General features: G+C 44.2%; 22 protein-coding genes and 1 tRNA gene. 17 read left to right on the forward strand and 6 right to left on the reverse strand.

The window, feature by feature from the left end:
• Nucleotides 1–5: 5 nt before the first annotated feature.
• From ACL6C3_RS26320 to ACL6C3_RS26330, 3 genes are all read right to left on the reverse strand, one after another.
• Nucleotides 6–236, reverse strand: a complete 231-nt coding sequence (locus tag ACL6C3_RS26320; protein WP_413162590.1) for a type II toxin-antitoxin system RelE family toxin — start codon at nucleotides 234–236, stop codon at nucleotides 6–8.
• A complete protein-coding gene (locus tag ACL6C3_RS26325) occupies nucleotides 233–463 on the reverse strand; it encodes a hypothetical protein (protein ID WP_413162592.1) in 231 nt (76 codons plus the stop codon). The genes ACL6C3_RS26320 and ACL6C3_RS26325 overlap by 4 nt, the downstream gene beginning before the upstream one ends.
• A 155-nt stretch (nucleotides 464–618) precedes the next feature.
• Nucleotides 619–795 (reverse strand): hypothetical protein, encoded by a 177-nt coding sequence (locus tag ACL6C3_RS26330; protein ID WP_413162594.1) that lies wholly within the window; start codon nucleotides 793–795, stop codon nucleotides 619–621.
• Between the two features lie 290 nt (nucleotides 796–1,085).
• Between ACL6C3_RS26330 and ACL6C3_RS26335 the strand changes: the two genes are divergently transcribed.
• The 3 genes from ACL6C3_RS26335 (at nucleotide 1,086) to ACL6C3_RS26345 (ending at nucleotide 2,749) form a co-directional block, all read left to right on the forward strand.
• On the forward strand, nucleotides 1,086–1,352 hold the full coding sequence (locus ACL6C3_RS26335) for a type II toxin-antitoxin system HicB family antitoxin (protein WP_413162596.1): 267 nt from the start codon (nucleotides 1,086–1,088) through the stop codon (nucleotides 1,350–1,352).
• Nucleotides 1,345–1,563, forward strand: a complete 219-nt coding sequence (locus tag ACL6C3_RS26340) for a type II toxin-antitoxin system HicA family toxin (RefSeq protein WP_413162597.1) — start codon at nucleotides 1,345–1,347, stop codon at nucleotides 1,561–1,563. The genes ACL6C3_RS26335 and ACL6C3_RS26340 overlap by 8 nt, the downstream gene beginning before the upstream one ends.
• A 196-nt stretch (nucleotides 1,564–1,759) precedes the next feature.
• Entirely contained in the window at nucleotides 1,760–2,749 is a 990-nt protein-coding gene (locus ACL6C3_RS26345; protein ID WP_413162599.1) for a hypothetical protein, read from the forward strand.
• A gap of 314 nt (nucleotides 2,750–3,063) precedes the next feature.
• Here the strand turns inward: ACL6C3_RS26345 and ACL6C3_RS26350 are convergent, their stop codons facing one another.
• Entirely contained in the window at nucleotides 3,064–3,231 is a 168-nt protein-coding gene (locus tag ACL6C3_RS26350; protein ID WP_413162600.1) for a metallothionein, read from the reverse strand.
• A 193-nt stretch (nucleotides 3,232–3,424) separates the two neighbouring features.
• Between ACL6C3_RS26350 and ACL6C3_RS26355 the strand changes: the two genes are divergently transcribed.
• The 6 genes from ACL6C3_RS26355 to ACL6C3_RS26380 all read left to right on the forward strand — a co-directional run bounded on the left by ACL6C3_RS26355 (nucleotide 3,425) and on the right by ACL6C3_RS26380 (nucleotide 8,855).
• Nucleotides 3,425–3,658: a hypothetical protein gene (locus tag ACL6C3_RS26355; RefSeq protein ID WP_413162601.1), complete on the forward strand. Its 234-nt coding sequence runs from the start codon at nucleotides 3,425–3,427 to the stop codon at nucleotides 3,656–3,658.
• On the forward strand, nucleotides 3,658–4,866 hold the full coding sequence (bioF, locus tag ACL6C3_RS26360) for an 8-amino-7-oxononanoate synthase (protein WP_413162603.1): 1,209 nt from the start codon (nucleotides 3,658–3,660) through the stop codon (nucleotides 4,864–4,866). Before ACL6C3_RS26355 ends, bioF begins: the two co-directional genes overlap by 1 nt.
• Nucleotides 4,867–4,938: 72 nt before the next feature.
• A complete protein-coding gene (locus tag ACL6C3_RS26365) occupies nucleotides 4,939–5,622 on the forward strand; it encodes an SDR family oxidoreductase (protein WP_413162605.1) in 684 nt (227 codons plus the stop codon).
• A gap of 6 nt (nucleotides 5,623–5,628) precedes the next feature.
• Complete coding sequence (locus ACL6C3_RS26370; protein ID WP_413162606.1) at nucleotides 5,629–7,104, forward strand: S-layer homology domain-containing protein; 1,476 nt, start codon at nucleotides 5,629–5,631, stop codon at nucleotides 7,102–7,104.
• A 528-nt stretch (nucleotides 7,105–7,632) separates the two neighbouring features.
• Nucleotides 7,633–8,688, forward strand: a complete 1,056-nt coding sequence (locus tag ACL6C3_RS26375; protein ID WP_413162607.1) for a M42 family metallopeptidase — start codon at nucleotides 7,633–7,635, stop codon at nucleotides 8,686–8,688.
• A 94-nt stretch (nucleotides 8,689–8,782) separates the two neighbouring features.
• A tRNA-Glu gene (locus ACL6C3_RS26380) sits at nucleotides 8,783–8,855 on the forward strand.
• A 72-nt stretch (nucleotides 8,856–8,927) separates the two neighbouring features.
• Here ACL6C3_RS26380 and ACL6C3_RS26385 read toward each other — a convergent pair.
• The gene (locus ACL6C3_RS26385; protein WP_413162608.1) at nucleotides 8,928–9,857 is read right to left on the reverse strand and encodes an AEC family transporter; all 930 of its coding nucleotides are present in this window, start codon (nucleotides 9,855–9,857) and stop codon (nucleotides 8,928–8,930) included.
• A gap of 290 nt (nucleotides 9,858–10,147) precedes the next feature.
• Between ACL6C3_RS26385 and ACL6C3_RS26390 the strand changes: the two genes are divergently transcribed.
• From ACL6C3_RS26390 to ACL6C3_RS26410, 5 genes are all read left to right on the forward strand, one after another.
• Nucleotides 10,148–11,413 carry an RNA-guided endonuclease InsQ/TnpB family protein gene (locus ACL6C3_RS26390; RefSeq protein ID WP_413162610.1) on the forward strand — a complete coding sequence of 422 codons (1,266 nt, stop codon included), beginning with the start codon at nucleotides 10,148–10,150 and terminating at the stop codon, nucleotides 11,411–11,413.
• A 71-nt stretch (nucleotides 11,414–11,484) separates the two neighbouring features.
• Nucleotides 11,485–12,378 carry a D-alanyl-D-alanine carboxypeptidase family protein gene (locus ACL6C3_RS26395; RefSeq protein ID WP_413162611.1) on the forward strand — a complete coding sequence of 298 codons (894 nt, stop codon included), beginning with the start codon at nucleotides 11,485–11,487 and terminating at the stop codon, nucleotides 12,376–12,378.
• Between the two features lie 6 nt (nucleotides 12,379–12,384).
• Nucleotides 12,385–13,074, forward strand: a complete 690-nt coding sequence (locus ACL6C3_RS26400; protein ID WP_413162612.1) for an ATP-dependent Zn protease — start codon at nucleotides 12,385–12,387, stop codon at nucleotides 13,072–13,074.
• Between the two features lie 229 nt (nucleotides 13,075–13,303).
• Entirely contained in the window at nucleotides 13,304–13,666 is a 363-nt protein-coding gene (locus ACL6C3_RS26405) for a PadR family transcriptional regulator (RefSeq protein WP_413168418.1), read from the forward strand.
• Between the two features lie 45 nt (nucleotides 13,667–13,711).
• On the forward strand, nucleotides 13,712–14,254 hold the full coding sequence (locus tag ACL6C3_RS26410) for a cofactor assembly of complex C subunit B (RefSeq protein ID WP_413162613.1): 543 nt from the start codon (nucleotides 13,712–13,714) through the stop codon (nucleotides 14,252–14,254).
• A gap of 244 nt (nucleotides 14,255–14,498) precedes the next feature.
• Here the strand turns inward: ACL6C3_RS26410 and ACL6C3_RS26415 are convergent, their stop codons facing one another.
• On the reverse strand, nucleotides 14,499–14,807 hold the full coding sequence (locus ACL6C3_RS26415; RefSeq protein ID WP_413162615.1) for a DUF3155 domain-containing protein: 309 nt from the start codon (nucleotides 14,805–14,807) through the stop codon (nucleotides 14,499–14,501).
• A gap of 531 nt (nucleotides 14,808–15,338) precedes the next feature.
• On the opposite strand from ACL6C3_RS26415, the gene ACL6C3_RS26420 reads away from it, so the two are divergent.
• The 3 genes from ACL6C3_RS26420 to ACL6C3_RS26430 all read left to right on the forward strand — a co-directional run bounded on the left by ACL6C3_RS26420 (nucleotide 15,339) and on the right by ACL6C3_RS26430 (nucleotide 18,380).
• A complete protein-coding gene (locus ACL6C3_RS26420) occupies nucleotides 15,339–16,757 on the forward strand; it encodes a sensor histidine kinase (RefSeq protein WP_413162616.1) in 1,419 nt (472 codons plus the stop codon).
• Between the two features lie 292 nt (nucleotides 16,758–17,049).
• Entirely contained in the window at nucleotides 17,050–17,664 is a 615-nt protein-coding gene (locus tag ACL6C3_RS26425; RefSeq protein ID WP_413162617.1) for an SLATT domain-containing protein, read from the forward strand.
• Nucleotides 17,665–17,729: 65 nt separating this feature from the next.
• Entirely contained in the window at nucleotides 17,730–18,380 is a 651-nt protein-coding gene (locus tag ACL6C3_RS26430; protein WP_413162619.1) for a hypothetical protein, read from the forward strand.
• The last annotated feature ends 39 nt before the right edge of the window (nucleotides 18,381–18,419 follow it).

Raw genomic sequence — 18,419 nt, forward strand, 5'->3', positions numbered from 1 at the left:
AGAACTCACATCAGTTCTATCCGGTCTTCATTGACCTCAAAACCAATCCGATAGTTGCCAACTCGAATGCGATATCGGTTTTCCGTTCCAACCAATGCTTTAACATTTGGCAACTCTTGAACCGATGTAGATTCTGGTAAAGTTGTGAAGACCAACTCGTAAATAGACGGATAAACCTCTTGTTTTTTGAGTTTCTTTAAGTCTCTCAAAAACAGCGTTCTATACTCAACTTTCAATCATCTTCCTCCGCCAAAAAATCAATCGCTTGGTCGCGGCTAAGAAGAGGAGTTGTTTTCGCTTCATCCATCGCTTTGTTTAAGCAATAGTCCTCAATATTTTCGGTGATTGTTTCGATTGACTCATTATCTTGAGGTAAAATTTTTCTCCACAATTCAATCGGAATAACCACTGCGGTTTGATTGCCATTAGAATCTGTTATGTATTCAAGTTTTGGGCGATTCATTGCTGTTTTTTCTCCTTTCGTTATTCAATGCCCTATTGTATTAGGAAATGATTGGGCTATTGAATCGGCTAGTTCTGGAAACCCTCGATCATCATTATAACTCACCACTGCGAATCTGCTTCAATTAAAAACATGAGTATCAATCAAAACTCTCATCAATCTTCACCCAACCAAAATTCATCGGGTAAAGGATCATTAAAATCATCACCGATCCAAATTTCTCCTTGATGTCGGTTTGGAATGCGGGGTGTGGATGAGTCGGAGACTAAAAGCCTGTCATTTTTAGCAGATTGGATAAAGTTCAAGACTTCTATAAGCAATGGTTCTGGCACTGATGAAAGTTCCCGTATGATAGTTTCCAACAGAGTCATTTCTTTTGGGGAATCACTATGTCTATCATAATACATCAGATTTTAACTCTTGCTATCGTTTTCATACAATAATCTGGTTCAATTATATCCAAACCTTGCGATCGCCAACCCCGTTTTTTCGTTACATTTCGGTGAAGATGCGTTGATTCTCGCAAAAACCCTGTTAATTTGAAATTATGTTATAAGTTAGATAAAATAGTTAAACCTCCCTAATTCTTAGTTAAACTGCCGCAAAAATATCCTCAAAGACCATGAAATTTTATACTGTAGTTTTGAGAAAAAGCCAAGACTATTGGGTTTCATTATCCCTTGAAAACGGCTTGGTCGGACAAGGCGAAACCCCACAAGAAGCCATTGATAAGCTTAAAGAGGCGATCGCATCTTTTGAAGAGGCTTGTCAATCAGAAAATAATGTTTATTCTTCTCCAATCTCCATTCAAGAACTACATGAATTTTTGACACTTGAAGACACCGAACCAGCAACAGAGATTTATGAATTGAGGAAAGTTTATGCCTAAAAACATACCCGCCCTCAAGCCCAAACAACTCATTAAAATTTTAGAACAAGCTGGGTGTCAATTTTATCGAGAGGGAAAAGGAGATCATCGTTTATACATTCGGGAGTTGGAAGCAAGCAAAAGAATTGTGCCGATAGATATGGGGGCTAAAGAAATGTCTCCCGCTTATGTGTTAAGGATTTTTAGACAATTTGGTTTTACTGACGAATAAATTGAACAATTAATACAATAATTAGCTCCCTTTGGAATTGACTCAATGTTTATAATAGCAGTAACTTCTATTTAATCTTGCTTGGATAACTTGAATTTTTAAACGGTAATTTGAATTTTCTATTGCAATTCCCCTGATTTTTGGTAAAGTGGAGCGTTATTGAATAAAATGTTCTCTGAACTCCAATCAACCCAAAATGAAATTAAAGATTGCACTCTGTTCGGCAATAATCACAATTTTCGCCGTCTCACCCGCCCAAGCAGCAGACAACTGCACCTCCTCGCGAGCGTACCTCTACCAACGCTGTCGGCAATCTTTACCCCTCGATAAACCCGAAAAAACCGACACTTCTAATTATACCGAAACCGTTGCCATTGTACCCGACGGGCGCTTTTATCAATACCAAGCCGGACAGGGTATTTATCAAGTTCATTATAACTACACCGGACGCAACTGGACCCACGCCGACGTCGCCCCTATTCGCATTAATACCGACAAACCCATCGCTATTTTACCCATTCAATATACCGCCAACAACCTACAACCCGGAGCGTCAGTTAATGGCGTTGAAATTGGTCAATTTTGGAATACAATTACCGTGCTTGAAATGAAGCAACGGTTGGAAGCGTTGGGTTTTTTTGTATTGACACCAACGATTCAAATGTACGGCGAAAGTCTAGACGGTTTTCAAGCTTTAGAACATTTTATTGCGGGAGTTCATAAGGGGAATTCCCACGTTCAAACGATTATATTAACAGCCGATGCGAACGTTCCCAACGAAGCCAATCCCCGCCCCGGAGCGCAAATGTTAGTAACGGGTTTGCATCCGAGAGATTTGTGGTGGGAATATCGAATTCAATCCCGAATTATGCCCTTTTATCAACAGCAAGGTTTGTACAATATTGGGCCGAGAGTGAGGGGCGGAAAAAGCAACAAAGAAGGTCATTCTCTCGCTTGGCATCCTCTCATTGAACGCGCCGCAGAATATAATCCTAATGTTGCTATTATTGAAGTTGCACAAGCCGTTGAAATTGTTCAAAAAGCCGGTTCTATTCAAGCCGGACAACAGTGGGCCGCCCCTTTATTTGATGCGATTGCTTTTGCAATGGCCGAACACGCTTGTGCTAACGGTGCAAACTTAGAAAATATTTGTCAAAATGGCGTTTTAATCACCAATAACCCGTAGGGGCGGGTTTTTTCAGTCACCAGTCACCAGTCACCAGTCACCAATATTGTAGGGGCGGGTTCCGAATCAATGTTTGTTTTCCCAAAAATAACATTAATAAACCCGCACCGTTTTTCGGTTGAATACCAATAGATATTTTCCAGAAATAACGTTGATAAATCACCCGTCTTTTGGGTGCGGGGCGGGTTTTTAAAAATTGTTTATGGGTGTTCGAGGTGAACTTGAACCCGCCCCTACAATCGTTAATAAATAACCCGTTTGTGGAGGTGGGGCGGGTTTTTTCAGTCACCAGTTACCAAGATTGTAGGGACGGGTTATGAACCGCAGGTGCAACCGGTATGACCGCAGCCGGAACCGTTGGGATGGCCGTTGGCACAGGCTTCTGAACAGTAGGGTTTGCCGTCTTTTTTGATGGCTTTTTCTAAGGAAACAACGCACAGACAAGATTCACAGGCGCATTTCATTTGAGTAACCGCAGTCATGGCTTTTTCTCCGGGTGAGCTTCATTTATTAATTTAACATCTGAACAGGCATTCAGATATAATTTTAACTTTTCTTTATATTTACCCTCGAACTCTGTGAGAATCTAAAAAAAGGCTAGTTCAAACCCCGAGTTTTTAGCGGTAGTGTTAAAGTGAGAAAATCGAGCCACTCACGAGGCGGGAGGGATGAACAATGGGACTTGAACGGAGACTGTTTCGGGGAATGTTTGATGCGACCGAAGTCGTGGAACTTCGACAAACCTGTTTTACTCCCAGTCGCGTCTATCAACCGGGAAAATATATCGCAGGAGAATTACCCGATATTGCCTTTGAAATGGGGTTGGTGGATAAATTGCCTCCCGTTCGAGGTAACAGTGCTGAAATAGGATATCCTGAAGAACTTGATCTAGATACTGAGTCTGAATAATGTCAATTAATGCTTATACTTGGATAGAGCGATCGCTGAAAACCATTCACCGGGCTGACTGGTATCGCAGTGTACAAACGGTTGAAAGTCTGCCCGGACCGACCATAACTTTAGACGGGCGAGAACTGATAAATTTTGCCAGTAACGATTATTTAGGGTTGGCTGGAGAACAGCGATTAATTAATGCCGCAATTGCAGCCACAGAAAAATTTGGAACCGGAACAACTGGTTCTCGTTTGCTTACCGGACACCGCCATTTACACCGAGAATTAGAATTAGCCATCGCCCGCCTCAAACAAACAGAAGATGCCATTGTTTTTAGTTCCGGTTATTTGGCAAATTTGGGAACAATTGCCGCTTTAGTCGGAAGGCGGGATTTAATTTTATCGGATCGATACAATCATTCTAGCCTAAAAAATGGTGCAAAAGTTAGCGGCGCAACAATTCTTGAATATTATCACAATGACACCGAAGAATTGAGACAACTTTTGCAACAGCACCGCCATCAATATCGGAAAAGTTTAATTATTACCGATAGTGTTTTTAGCATGGATGGTGACTTGTGTTCCCTGCCGGAATTATTAGAATTGGCGGCGGAATTTAACTGTATGCTTATCATCGATGAAGCCCACGCCACAGGTATTTTAGGCAAAACTGGGGCGGGTTGTGTCGAATATTTTGGCTGTACCGGACAACCCTTAATTCAGATGGGAACCCTCAGCAAAGCACTGGGAAGTTTGGGGGGATATGTGGCGGGAAGTGCGACTTTAATTGATTATTTGCGAAACCGTTCCCCCAGTTGGATCTATACCACAGGATTAAGCCCTGCTGATACCGCAGCCGCCCTAGAAGCCGTTAAAATTATTCAAAAAGAACCCCAACGTCGGACCCAATTGTGGCACAATATAAATAGACTCAAACAATTATTGCAGGAACAGCCGGGAAAAACGACGAACACAGAAGATTTTATTGAGTCTTGGTCTAGTTTTCATTCTCCGATTTTCTGCGTTCATCTTCCCAATGCAACAACGGCGTTAAATGTCGGACAGCAGTTAAAAGCACAGGGGATTTTTGCCCCCGCTATTCGTCCGCCAACCGTAAGTACCAGTCGAATTCGCATTTCGCTGATGGCAACTCACCAACTCGAACACCTGCAAAAATTGGTTGAGGTCTTGTTCTCGATTTTAACCAAAGAAGAAGTCTGTTGAGTTGATCAAATTGAGTTGATAAAATTGAGTTGATACAATTAAAACGAGAAACTGTAGTTTATCAGGGTAAAAATGGCTAAAACAATCGCAATTACCGGAGTAAGTCGGGGTTTGGGTCGGGCGATGACCGAAGATTTTATCGAGTTGGGACATACCGTTATTGGCTGTGCGCGATCGCAAGCTGCAATTAAAGAACTCAGTCAAAAATATGGCAAACCCCATCATTTTACCGTTGTAGATGTCACCGACGAAAACCAAGTTAAAACCTGGGCGAAGGACTTTTTAAGCCAAGTTTCCGCCCCGGATATTTTGATCAACAATGCCGCTTTACTTAATAATTTAGCCCCGCTTTGGGAAGTTCCCAGCGAAGAATTTTCCCAATTAATTGATGTCAATATCAAAGGCGTCACCAACGTCATCCGCCACGTTTTACCCGCAATGATTGAAAGAAAACAGGGAATTGTGATTAACTTAAGTTCAGGTTGGGGACGTTCAACCTCGCCGCAAGTCGCCCCCTATTGTGCGTCAAAATGGGCGATAGAAGGACTCACCCAAGCTTTGGCCCAAGAGTTACCTCCCGGTTTAGCCGCCATTCCGTTGAGTCCCGGAATTATTCACACGGATATGCTCGAAATTTGCTATGGTGAAGATGCAGCTTCCTACACCCCCTTAAACGTTTGGGTGAAAAAAGCCGTCCCCTATATTTTGAAACTTTCGAGCAAAGAAAATGGTGTTCCGGTCAGCGTTCCGGTATAATAAAAGATGAGCAAATCGACTCGGTTTGCTTTTTCAAAACCCCTGAAAAAATCAACTTTCCTCCTAAACCTCAACGATAAACCCGTGAAACGTTTCGTTCAGATAGCTGGTTTGGCGATCGCGATCGCATCTTTAAACGCCTGTGCCAATTCTTCACTCGAGGAGGCATTTAAACCCGATCCACAACTACAAAATAATTCGCCGTTTGGTCAGTCCAATGCTAGCACGCCCCCCGAAACTGATCAAACATTCGTTGAGCTACCCAAAAATTTTCCCTCGCAAATACCCCTTTATCCTAACGCCCAACTGCGGGATGTTACCGCTTCGGAAAACGACTCAGAAATTGACGTGATCACCCATTGGAAAACCAGCGATCCGATCAACTCAGTCGAAAACTACTATCAACAGCAATTTGAAGCCCAAAATTGGCAAATTGTTGAACGTCCAAACGCCGAGGGAGAAGGTTTATTTGTCGCCCGTCAAGATAACTTACAAGTCACCCTTTCAGTCAAACCCAATTCAATTTCTAACACGGAAACCGACTTTGAAATTCGTTATATTCAAGATAGCGAAAATATTGCTAAAAATTCCGACAGCGACAAATCAATTTCAACCATTCCCCTTCCCCCTCCCCCTCCACCCGTCACGTCCAACGATACACCCACCCCCGACACCAAACCCACAGACTCCCCCACAGTCGCCGTTTCTCCGACTCCAACGGCTTCCCCAACACCCTCACCCTCACCCTCACCCGAAGCGTCTAACTCCTCTCCCGCACTCGATACGGTTCCGCAAGAATTGCGAGAATTTGTCAGTGATGTGTCAAAATTAGGAGTATTGCAGTCTTCACCGGGACGAAGCGCCAACTCCGCCAACCGCGATCAAATTATTGCCAACCCCAACGAAACCATTACCCGAGGCGAGTTTGCGCGATGGTTGGTGAATGCCAATAACAATTTTTATTCTAATACGGCCGCCAAACAAATCCGTTTGGGGGTTTCCTCCGCTCAACCGGTGTTTACCGACGTACCGACAAGCCATCCCTATTTCCCGGAAATACAAGGGTTAGCCGAAGCGGGTTTGATACCGAGTTCGTTATCGGGAGATAGCGCTGCGGTTTCCTTTCGCCCCGACGCCCCCCTCACCCGGGAAGATATGGTTTTGTGGAAAGTTCCCCTCGATACCCGTCAGGCGTTGCCGAAAGCGACTGTTGACGCGGTTCAAGAACGGTGGGGCTTTCAAGACACGAGTAAGATCGATTCTAACGCTTTGCGAGCTATTTTAGCAGATTTTGATAACGGAGACAATGCTAATATTCGTCGGGTGTTCGGGTTTACCACATTATTTCAACCGAAAAAACCCGTGACTCGCGCCGAAGCTGCTTCGAGTTTGTGGTATTTTGGATTTCAAGGTGATGGTATTTCGGCTGAAGAAGTTTTAGCCCAAAATCAAACTCAAGATAGTGGAAATTCTAGCAATTAAGTTGTTATGCTAACCGAATTTTCAGTGGTTATAAATTTGGGATAAATGTTTGATCGACAGAATTAATTAACGGCAAATTCTATCAGATTTGATCATCAGTAATCATTTGGTAGGGGCGGGTTCTGCTAAGATATTTAATACTACTCAAAGATTTACATAAACCCGCCCCACCCCATGACAGAATTAATGAACTGGAGATTATATGATATATAAAGTGTTGGCTTTCGTGACCTCAACCCAACCTACAATGAATTCTATCAGATTTGATCATCAATAATCATTTGGTAGGGGCGGGTTCTGCTAAGATACTTAATACTACTCAAAGATTTACATAAACCCGCCCAACCCGATAACAAAATTCATCAACCGGAAATGATATCATTAATAAAATGTGCGATCGCGCAACAACATTTGATATTCCAAAAACCCGGTTTCTCACAGAAACCGGGTTTTTAACCCCTTTGAAACGGGTTTTTCATCCTATTTTTTGATAAAATGTGCTGAAGCACAACTACAAACAAGTGATGTATGTGGGATTTAGATCGCCTGTTTAATACAGTAGAAGAATTAGTCTTTAATCATTCTCCGAGCGGCGCCGAATGCGAAATCAATCAAACTTTAATCCAACGCTTTCAACAGCTAGGCGTTGAAGTTTTGCGGGATAACGCCGATAATATTATAGCTAAAATACCCGGTCAAAACAGCCAACGGGCGATCGCCATTACCGGACACAAAGACGAAATAGGCGCTATCGTTAAAACCGTCAAAGCCGGCGGAAAAGTCGAAGTGAGAAAATTGGGCGGTTCTTTTCCCTGGATATACGGAGAAGGCGTCGTTGACCTACTCGGAGATCATCAAACCATTCCCGGTATTTTAAGCTTTGGTTCCCGCCACATTTCCCACGAGTCGCCCCAAAAAGTACAGCAAGAAAACAAAGCCTTGCACTGGGAAAATGCTTGGATAGAAACCAAATGCACCCTCGAAGAATTAGAAACAGCAGGAATACGTCCGGGGACTCGGGTTGTTGTGGGAAAACACCGCAAAAAACCGATTAGACTCAAAGACTATATTGGCAGTTACACCCTCGATAATAAAGCCTCCGTTGCCATTTTATTAGCTTTAGCAGAAACCGTCAAAAATCCCCCCTTTGACGTTTATTTAGTCGCCTCCGCCAAAGAAGAAGTCGGCGCCATCGGAGCATTATACTTTACCCAACGCCAACCCTTAGAAGCATTAATCGCCCTAGAAATTTGTCCGCTGGCACGCGAATATCCCGTTGTAGACGGCGAAGCCCCAGTTTTGTTGTCTCAAGACGCCTACGGGATATATGATGAAGGCTTGAATGGAGAACTGCGCCAAGCCGCCAAAACCGCAGACATTCCCCTCCAGTTAACCCTTCTCAGCGGCTTTGGAAGCGATGCGTCCATTGCGATGAAAATGGGCCATGTGGCGAGGGGCGCTTGTTTGGGCTTCCCGACTCAGAACACACACGGCTATGAAATTGCCCACTTGGGTGCAATCCTCAACTGTGTTAAAATCCTAAAAGCTTACTGTGAAGGGAGTTTCGGCGAATTTCCCCATTGAGAAAAAAAATTTTTTCAGCCTCGGGGTTGACAAACCCAAAAAATCTCTCTATATTAGTAAAAGTGAAAGGCGCGAGATGCTGGACACAACACTTGCCCCCATCGTCTAGAGGCCTAGGACACCTCCCTTTCACGGAGGCGACAGGGATTCGAATTCCCTTGGGGGTACTCAAAATCCAGATGATAATTGAGGCTTGGGGTAAAAACACCTCAAGCTTTAGTTTTGATTACCCAATATGATCAACCAAATATCAGCAACCAAAGCGGTAGAGTCACCAACAAAGCCACAGAACCGACAGCGAGAGTCGTAACGGTTAACTCCCGATCTAAATTAAACGCTTCGGCCAACACCAACGTTGCAAAAGCGGGGGGAGTTGCCATTAATAATACCATAATCAGGAGCGGCGAACCGTCAACTCCCAACATTGAGAGTATTGTACCCATAACCAAGGGAACAATCAACATTTTAATCGAAAGACTGACCGAAGCTTGTTTCAAATAACGCCAAGAGGAAAGCTGACTCAACCGCATTCCCATCAAAATTAACGATAAAGCAATCATTCCCCAAGCTATAAATTGTAAAATTTGTTCAACTTGATTGGGTAAAGAAACATCGCGAGATAATAAACTAAACCCCAAACTCCACAACGCCGGATTTTTGAACATAACTATCATCAAAGCCAAAGGATTTTGAGTTTCTAAACCAAACCTCGCCGCCAACAATACACCCAACCCGTAGGCACCAATAGCCGAACCCAAACCATCATAAAAAACCGCCCAACCAAAATATTGAGTTCCCACCAAAGACAAGATAACCGGAAAGCCAATATAACCCGTATTTCCCACCATTGAACTCAAGATAAAACTCCCTTGAGTTGCGCGACTCCAAGAGTTTTCATTAACGGGAGAAAGGCGGCGTTTTCGACTCATCCAAAGCCAAGCCAAACTCGCACCCAATACAATCGCTATCCACGCCACGACGGGGGCTAACCAAATTTCTCCCGATAAATCGGCTTGGCGTAAAAACACAAAAATTCCAATGGGAACCCCAACCCAAAATAAAAATTTTCCAATCCAAACGGGAACGAAAGGCGGTAAAATACGTCTGAGAATCCATCCGAGAAGGACTCCGCCAATTAACCATTGATACAGTTGTAGAAGTTGACCCATTAGATTGACAATAAAAATTAGATTTGATTTAATTTTATCCTAATTTTGTCGAAAAATATTGATTATAAATTTTTGTTCGTGCTTTTAAGTTTAAACTTTTTGAATTTGAGCAAAACCTTTGGAGATCCCAACAGTGGCTATTTTGTGACCAATTAAAATGAACTTTTATGTTTTAAAAGCGGTCATCTCCCTTGTTTTCAATGCCGTTTTGATCAATTGTTAAATCTTAAAAGTAAAATTTATAATAAACAGATCTCTACCCTTTTCTATTTGTGTGGTAAAATCAATGTATGATACTCAATTACACCTACCGACTGTACCCAGACGCAAAGCAAATTGAATCCCTCAATGAGTGGTTAGAGACTTGTCGAGTTTCTTACAATTATGCTTTACGAGAACTCAAAGATTGGATATCTTCGAGAAAGTGTCCAATTGATAGGTGTAGCTTAGAGTCTGAGTATATTATGGCAGCAGACTACCCATTCCCTAGCTACCATTATCAGCAAAATGTACTGCCAAAAGCCAAGAAACAATTTCCAAGGCTCAAATTGGTTCCTTCTCAGGTGTTGCAAACCAACATAAGAAGATTACATGACGCATGGGACTTTTTTCAGAAAAGAGGGTATGGCTTTCCAAGGTTCAAAAAAGTAGGCCAAATGAAGTCTATTCTTTTCCCTCAGTTCAAAAGCAATCCCCTAACAGGGTGGCAAATACAATTACCCAAGTTAGGAAAAGTTCAGATCAACTTGCATCGACCTATCCCAAATGGGTTTATTATCAAGCAAGTTAGGGTAGTTAAAAAGGCTATGGGATGGTTCGCTGTCATTGCCATTGAATCTGATGTCTTAATTCCAGAAACCAGTCCACATGGACATTGTATTGGGTTAGATGTTGGACTTCTCTCATATTGTGCTACAAGTGAGAATTTTGTAGAACCAGGACGCAAATTCTTCAAAACCGAACACCGTCGGCTGAAAGTGCTACAACGTCGGTTATCAAGAAAACAAAGACGTTCTAAGAATTACGAAAAAGCTAGAAAACGGGTAGAGAAACAACATAACCATATTGCGTTCAAGCGCAAAGATTACCAATATAAACTTTGCCATAAATTATGCAACATGGCAGATACCATCTTCGTCGAAGACATTGATTTTCGGATTATGGCTAAAGGCTTTTTAGGTAAACATTCTCTAGATGCTGCTTTTGGGCAGTTCCGAAGTATCCTTAAATCTGTTGGTAAAAAGAGGGGAGTCTTTGTTGGAGAAGTTGATAGCAGAGGGACATCACAAGTCTGTCCTAACTGTCGAACAACCGTCCGAAAAGAACTCAAAGATAGGTATCATGTTTGCCATGAGTGCGGTTATGGTCTTGATATACCCGTTGATAGAGACGTAGCAGCAGCCCAAGAGTTATGCAACAGAGGAATAGAAACGTATCGGGGGACTCCCGAAAAGCAAGAAATTGGCTCTCAAGTCGATCTGTCGGGGAACTTTGTTCTAGATAAGTGGCGTAGGGGAGCAATGCCCAATTGTAAAGTTGGGAAGCCCGCATCGTAATCTTCGATTCGATGACGGGAGAATGTCACAATCGATAAGTGGTGCTTTGACGAAAAGCAGGAGTGAAGCTGTTGAATAACGCAAGTTTGCCCGAAAACACACAACCCGTCTCCGAAATGGTTGTAGAGGATATCCCCGAGGCCATTCGAGATCCTCACGAAACCCAACCCGCAGCCAAAGGTTCGCAACGAAAGTGGCCATTTTGGAAATTATTCGGACTCGGTATCGCCGCCTTTGGTTTGGCCATATTCCTCAATTCTCAATTTGGCCTCCTGCTTCGACAGAAACCAACCCCCGCAGCCCAAGAAACCCCAAGCGTTGTTTCCAGTCAACCGCCATCCTCTCCCAACGCTACAGCCAACCTTGAAAACAACCCTTCAACCCCAACAGCAAATTCCACCGAAGACCCCTCAGAAAACCTACTCGGACATCTCCCCTACGAAGAAGCCTCACCAGACCAACTGCAAAGCATCACGGCAGATGGTAGCATCAAACTGCGTATTGCAGCCGCTCAAGCTTATCTAGAAATGGCAGAAGCCGCCCGTCGGGATAATATACGCTTGGTGCCGATATCGGGATTTCGGACCATTACCGATCAAGAATATCTGTTTTTTGAAGTCAAAGCCCAACGGGGCCAAAATGCCAGCAAACGCGCCGAAGTCAGCGCCCCTCCCGGTTATAGCGAACATCATACCGGTTATGCGATTGATATCGGAGATGCAGATTATCCCGATACCCATTTAGAAGTCACTTTTGAAAAAACAACAGCTTTCCAGTGGCTCTCCGAGAATGCAGCTTTTTACAGTTTTGAGTTATCCTTTCCTCAAGACAATCCTCAAGGGGTGAGTTATGAACCCTGGCACTGGCGTTATGTTGGCGATCGCCATAGTCTAGAAACGTTTTATAAGGCTCAGTCCCTGCCGGAAAATTCGGACGATATCCCCGAAGCCGAGATCGAACCCTAATCTGTTATGAACCAAACCGCGCTTAATTTAATAGCCATCAGCATTTTTACCATCACCATGTCCGCCCTGCTTGGGCCACTTGTTCATTTATCCCCGGTCATTCCCGCAGGTTTGGCTTTTTCCCTGCTGGTTTTGGGGACAATCGATACTTTGGCCCTCAGTGGTCAGGGTTCAACCGTTTTAATCGAAAGTATAGAAGGAATTTCCCCCGAAAAACGCGCGCGCATTGTCCGCCACGAGGCGGGTCACTTTTTGGTGGCCTATTTAATGGAAATTCCCGTCACCGGTTACGCCCTCAACGCTTGGGAAGCCTGGAGACAGGGACAGATGGCCCAGGGCGGCGTGAGGTTTAACGATCGCGAGTTGGGGGGTCAACTGCAAAAAGGACAGCTTTCAGCGCAATTAATTGACCGCTACTGTACGGTTTGGATGGCGGGTATCGCCGCCGAAAACCTGGCCTATGAGAAAGCAGAAGGGGGCTTGGAAGACCGGGGCAAAATTCGGGCGGTGTGGGCGCAACTGAGACGTCCCCCATCGGAAGCCACCCTCAAGGAACGCTGGGCCACCCTACAAGCTCAAACCTTAATCGAACAAAACCAACAAGCCTACGAAGCGTTAGTCGAAGCGATGGAACAACGCATTTCCGTTGAAGAATGCTATCAAATCCTTGAGAAAAGCTTAAAAATTACCGCTTAGAGAAGGCTGGACTGCCCATTTTTTCGTGAAAATTGCCGTGATTTTCTCTCATGTTGAGGAATTACGGTCAATTGATCCTTCAAATGGTGACAGTATTGACTAAATGGTTTTCCCCAGGCGCGATAAATTTATCAACGTGATGCCTAAATTAGCAATCAGTCAGTGGACAACCCTTACCTCTAATGGTCTGGGAAGGGATATTTAACGGGAGAATCCAATGACTATGACTATGACGTTCGATGACATTTATCGCTATTTCCAAAGCCCTCCGCCCATTTATCTCAATAAAGAGTTGGCGGTCTGCTATATCTTATCTGTGGTCTTGAACGGAGATTCCTACGGAACCGAGTTGATTGACCGACTCGAAGAGGAATATTCCATCTACAGACTTTCGGATACGGTGCTTTATAGTGCTTTGAAGTTTCTCGAAGCACAAGGTAGCATTACCGGCTATTGGAAGAAGGTAGAAGGACGGGGACGCCCTCGCAGAATGTACCAGCTTACCTCGGAATTTCGTAACAAAGCTCAAGAGTTGGCTCGTCTTTGGTACGAATATGCTCAAGAGTATGCGGGAGAACGCCAACTTGTGTAAAGTATTCTCAGGAAAACTTCACTCAAGCTGTCTGCATTGCCATCCATGACTGTTCCTGTCTTACCTTCTACCTTCGTGCTAACTGCACTTTTAGCGATCGGTTTGTTTTTCTTTATTAAGGCTTCTGTTAAAGATCGCACTCAACAAGAAAAACTGATTGCTCAACAAGAGGCTGAGTCCTTGTTGACTCAGCTTCAAGCTTACTTTAGTTCTCGCGCTTATCGCGTGGCACATACGAACCCGGCGGAAAACCAAATCACCTATGAAGGGCTTGTTCGTCCGAGTTTGTTTCTGGCAATTTTTTTAACTTTGCTCACCGCTGTGGGATTATTGTGTTTGGCCCTGGTTCTCTCCATGCTCGTTGAAAATAACGGTCAATGGTTTCTCGGGCTGGTGATTCTTTCTCCCTTAACGGGTCTATTTTATTGGCAACGAGCTAGACGCATAGAGCAGGTGTCCCTGAAGCTCGAAGCTGCTATTGACTCCGTTACTCAACCCCAGAGTATTATTACCGTAAGAGGGCATCGAGATGAACTCGCCACCTTAAAACAGTCTCTCGGGTTGAAATCATTGGACTCAACACACTAAGCGTGAGTGGGCTTCGCAGCCAGAGAGAATCATTACACTGGAGGAGACAGAAGTTCTCACTCCTCAAAATTCCGGCTAAATGTAAAATCGGTTCGCTAGAGAGTTATAATAAAATCTTCCTCATCTAGACCCGATCACGATTTGAGCCGACTTCTGCCAAATCAACATCAACTCCGGGAAAGTTGCTGTTACCATATGCTCAAAGTTAGACAAAAAAAAACAATGTTGCCAACAACACCAAAGCCTAAACTCGAGCCGGAGTCGCCGGGGTGCGATCTGCAATATGTTTTAAACTGGGAAACAGAAAATGATTTTCTTCGACATACTGAGCGCCGAACAATCCCTTTTCTGCCCAGAAGTACCGATCTGTGGTATGCTCGTTTCGCTTGACCAAAAGCAACGCCGGAGGAATGATACCCTCAGCATGAATAAACTTGCGGGCAGCTGTTACGGGCTTATCTTCTCCACTAGAAATGCTGTATTGAGGTACACATTCTAGAATTCGACGGCCTTCTTGTCTGCGACGGCTCTTGCGCTTACGTCTTCTAGCCAACTTAACTTACCTCCTGTTTTTTGCAGACTTGTTGTAAATCTAGCTACCAAATCCGGTAGAAGTATATCGATTCTGCTTCAAAATTTCAATATCTTTTAACAGATCGATACAAAAAAACCTTGCAATAAAGCAAAAGCAGTGCTAGTACAACCCATCATAACCCATCCCTCCGGTAGATAGAAAGAGTATCGGGCCATTTTTTCTGGAAAAATTTCGGTCTCAGGTCTTCGGTCTCAGGAGATGGGGGAGATGGGGGAGAAACTGTTTACTGTAAACTCTTATCACTGGTGACTGGTGACTGGTGAGGCAGTGCTGACTTGGCGGAATAGTCGCGAAGCAACGGACGTTCCCGAAGGGTAATGAGTGACTGTAAAACCTATTCCCCATCTTGATAAAATGCACTAAAATGCAAGATAAGCTTGCAAAATTTACCCTGATTGCGGCAAAAATGATTGCTCCCCCACTTTTGACCGACTCAAAAAGCCAAAAGCGGAGATTGCTCATTGAAAAATCAAAAGCTCCTGTTTGCCCATGCCCACCAGTTCCGAGTTTGTTACACTCTGCCAAGCTCAAGTCTCCCTCGTTGCCAGTTTGGGAGCGTCTTTGAGTATTGTCTACTTGGCTGAAGACTGGGTTGATGGTGGCAGCCGAAAATTGATCCCCGTCGCGGCTTATCCCGAGACGAGCAAAGAATGGCAAGAAAGTCAAGCTTTAATGCCCTCAGGTGTAGATGCAAAAGAGAGTTTACTCCCCCGTCCGCGTTTGCTGTCCGGGACTTCCTCAAACCGATCGAACAGTATCCCTCTGGTCGAGATAGAATCAGAGAAAGATTTTTTTGAGGTCCCTTCCTCTAAACCCCCTCCAGAAGAACAACAACCCGTAGAACAGCGTCAATTTGTATTGCCCCTGATGCGTGATGGAGCCATAATGGGGTTTTTAGTCACGAGCCGAGAAGACCGACCTTGGACACCCCAAGAACAGCATCAGATTCAAGCGATCGCCCACACCTTGACTACAGCCTGTATTTTAGATCGACGGTCAGAGTGGTTTCAGCAACAATTTACACAGCAGCAACAATTACAAGCCGAACAACACGACACCCTACACAGTCTCATGCACCAGCTAAAAAGTCCCTTAACAGCGGTGCGAACCTTTGGAAAACTGTTGCTCAAACGCCTGTTACCCGAAGATAAAAACCATAAAATAGCAGACGGCATTGTGCGAGAAACCGATCGCCTCAAAGAACTCCTACAACAAGTCGATCGAACCCTCGCCCTCAACGAAGAACAGATGCGCCTCCCGGCGGCAATAGATCCCAATATCATCCCCAGTCCCGACACGATCGCCCCCTCAGACAGCTATCTCAAAGGAGAAACCTCGGGGAACCCTCGGACAACCACCCAAGCCTTACTCCCGGCTTCACAAGCGATAGCTGCCACTTCCATCAAAGCCGTTGTTGACCCCTTAATTGTTTCGGCCCAAGCGATCGCCGAAGAACGTCACCTACGCACGATCGCCGAAATTCCCCCCCAACTTCCCCTCGTACAAGCCAATTCTAAAGCCTTGCGGGAAGTTTTGAGCAATATCATCGATAATGCCCTAAAATACACCCCAGAACAGGGCTGCATCTACATTCGAGTTCGTCCCCCGATCGATAACAATCAGCCCACCGATCAACTCGCGATCGCCATCAGTGACACCGGGCCAGGTATTCCCCAAGAAGACTTAGAACATTTATTCCAACGGGGATATCGGGGCATTCAAGCCGAGAGTAACATACCCGGAACCGGCTTGGGACTGGCGATCGCCCAAGACTTAATCGCCGAAATGCAGGGAAGAATAGAAGTATTTTCTCCCGTCAACTCCGAGTGGATACCCCCGAACAATTCTTTGTGTTCTCGTCTCGGTCAAGGAACAACTTTTATTGTTTGGTTAAAACTCTGGGGTTGATCCCCCCCTTTTGACCTGGAAGCAGATCTCGTATAATGCAACTCGCACCGTTGGAAAAATCAGTCACCAAATTTACCCAAATTTATCCTGAAATTGACTTTTGAACTGATAATTGATCATTAATCAAGAAAAACTCAGCTTGAAAGCCAATCCGATCGAGGATACAAGAGAACCCATTTTCTAACGAATCAATCCGAAGGATTTTCAAGCGATGTCACGGTCAATTTTAATGGTGAATTATTAATATTGATCCGACAAAATCTCCCAAACTCCAATTCAAAATATACCCTCCATGATGAATACAAACGACCCCACTTTCACCAATCCCGACATCCCCCCAGTCAGCGAACCGACCCCGGTAAATAATAGCCCGATCTCCGATTCTTTAGTGCAGCGAGAAGATATAATGGCAAGGGCAGAAGATCGCCGCAATGTCTGTAGAATCTTAAGCCGAGCGCACGTTTTAGTTTCCATTCGTTGGTCAAATACTCACCTGTATATTGGGATTCCCAGTACCGTGTTTGCGGCTTTAGCGGGAGTACAAGCCATCTCAGAACTCAATCAAAATGGAAGCGACACCGGAAAAATTATTCAAATCATTCTGTCAATTTTAGTCGCCGGACTCGCCCCTTTACTCACCTTTTTAAATCCCAACGAAAGAGCAAATAACAATCTAAACGCTTCGAGAGTTTACGAACAACTTGCCGACCGCTACGATGCCTTTTTGCTAAGATGTCTGGTAGAAAGACGGAGTTTACAACAAGAACTCGATGAATTAGTCGAGTTAAATTTAGCGTATTCAGAAGAAAAGAAACCCCTTCCCCTGACACCCGAATGGGCGTTTCAACAAGCCAAATCTAATCAATTAATCGCCCCCCTAGCCAAAGAACACAAAAGTAAATCTTAGAAAAATCAAAAAGTGAGTTAAAATCAAACTAAGTTAACGCGCGGCCTACTTGTCGATAGTCTTCTATGCGATCGGAACTTCAAGGCTTAGAAATCACCAAAGGAGAATTAAAGCACCTCAGTGGTTTGGCGATGAATCAGGTTTATCGACCAGCAACGGGGCGAAAATTCCTCAAAGAAGGATGTAAAACCTTAATTACATCCATCCTCATCTTAATGAGTTACGGCATTTTAACCGCCGTTTTTGAATACCATCACCCGTTGCTGATTGTGATTCATCTATTCGCCGCGATCGCCGTAATTCTAGACGATCTCTACAAAATTGCCATCAGTATAAGAAATCCCGACTTACTGCAAATCTTTAATGAAGTCGAGCGCTACAATGCCATTGTCGAGAGTTTAATCCTACACGATGAGTTAGAAGAAGCCGGAAATCTCGACGTCAAAATCTATCAGCGAGAACAAGTCTTAGCGGCGCTCAACTTAATTCGATCCGATCTCGTGCGAGCCTTAAAAACCGAAAAAATCCGACGGAAACATCATAAATTTATCGCTGAAAATCAAGAACTCTTAGAAACAGATTTAAACAAATTAATCATACCCTTCAACCGCGACAAAACCACAGAAGGCGGACGATTACTCAACGAGTCCCTACAACTGGCGAGTCGAGTACATCAAAAAGTTAAACAGTTACGACAGAAACACTCAACCCGTTAAATGTTAGGCTGTTGTATAATGTACTCGACCAATCACAGC

Source organism: Capilliphycus salinus ALCB114379 (assembly GCF_047276495.1).
Classification (GTDB): Bacteria; Cyanobacteriota; Cyanobacteriia; order Cyanobacteriales; family Microcoleaceae; genus Capilliphycus; species Capilliphycus salinus.

Bases quoted from the DNA above. Each gene is read 5' to 3' on its own strand.
- ACL6C3_RS26350 (WP_413162600.1), bottom strand. From the start codon at position 3,231: ATGACTGCGGTTACTCAAATGAAATGCGCCTGTGAATCTTGTCTGTGC.
- ACL6C3_RS26340 (WP_413162597.1), top strand. From the start codon at position 1,345: ATGCCTAAAAACATACCCGCCCTCAAGCCCAAACAACTCATTAAAATT.
- ACL6C3_RS26405 (WP_413168418.1), top strand. From the start codon at position 13,304: ATGACGTTCGATGACATTTATCGCTATTTCCAAAGCCCTCCGCCCATT.
- ACL6C3_RS26430 (WP_413162619.1), top strand. From the start codon at position 17,730: ATGCGATCGGAACTTCAAGGCTTAGAAATCACCAAAGGAGAATTAAAG.
- ACL6C3_RS26335 (WP_413162596.1), top strand. From the start codon at position 1,086: ATGAAATTTTATACTGTAGTTTTGAGAAAAAGCCAAGACTATTGGGTT.
- bioF (WP_413162603.1), top strand. From the start codon at position 3,658: ATGTCAATTAATGCTTATACTTGGATAGAGCGATCGCTGAAAACCATT.
- ACL6C3_RS26345 (WP_413162599.1), top strand. From the start codon at position 1,760: ATGAAATTAAAGATTGCACTCTGTTCGGCAATAATCACAATTTTCGCC.
- ACL6C3_RS26365 (WP_413162605.1), top strand. From the start codon at position 4,939: ATGGCTAAAACAATCGCAATTACCGGAGTAAGTCGGGGTTTGGGTCGG.
- ACL6C3_RS26325 (WP_413162592.1), bottom strand. From the start codon at position 463: ATGAATCGCCCAAAACTTGAATACATAACAGATTCTAATGGCAATCAA.
- ACL6C3_RS26420 (WP_413162616.1), top strand. From the start codon at position 15,339: ATGCCCACCAGTTCCGAGTTTGTTACACTCTGCCAAGCTCAAGTCTCC.
- ACL6C3_RS26375 (WP_413162607.1), top strand. From the start codon at position 7,633: ATGTGGGATTTAGATCGCCTGTTTAATACAGTAGAAGAATTAGTCTTT.
- ACL6C3_RS26425 (WP_413162617.1), top strand. From the start codon at position 17,050: ATGATGAATACAAACGACCCCACTTTCACCAATCCCGACATCCCCCCA.
- ACL6C3_RS26390 (WP_413162610.1), top strand. From the start codon at position 10,148: ATGATACTCAATTACACCTACCGACTGTACCCAGACGCAAAGCAAATT.
- ACL6C3_RS26410 (WP_413162613.1), top strand. From the start codon at position 13,712: ATGACTGTTCCTGTCTTACCTTCTACCTTCGTGCTAACTGCACTTTTA.
- ACL6C3_RS26385 (WP_413162608.1), bottom strand. From the start codon at position 9,857: ATGGGTCAACTTCTACAACTGTATCAATGGTTAATTGGCGGAGTCCTT.
- ACL6C3_RS26400 (WP_413162612.1), top strand. From the start codon at position 12,385: ATGAACCAAACCGCGCTTAATTTAATAGCCATCAGCATTTTTACCATC.
- ACL6C3_RS26370 (WP_413162606.1), top strand. From the start codon at position 5,629: ATGAGCAAATCGACTCGGTTTGCTTTTTCAAAACCCCTGAAAAAATCA.
- ACL6C3_RS26355 (WP_413162601.1), top strand. From the start codon at position 3,425: ATGGGACTTGAACGGAGACTGTTTCGGGGAATGTTTGATGCGACCGAA.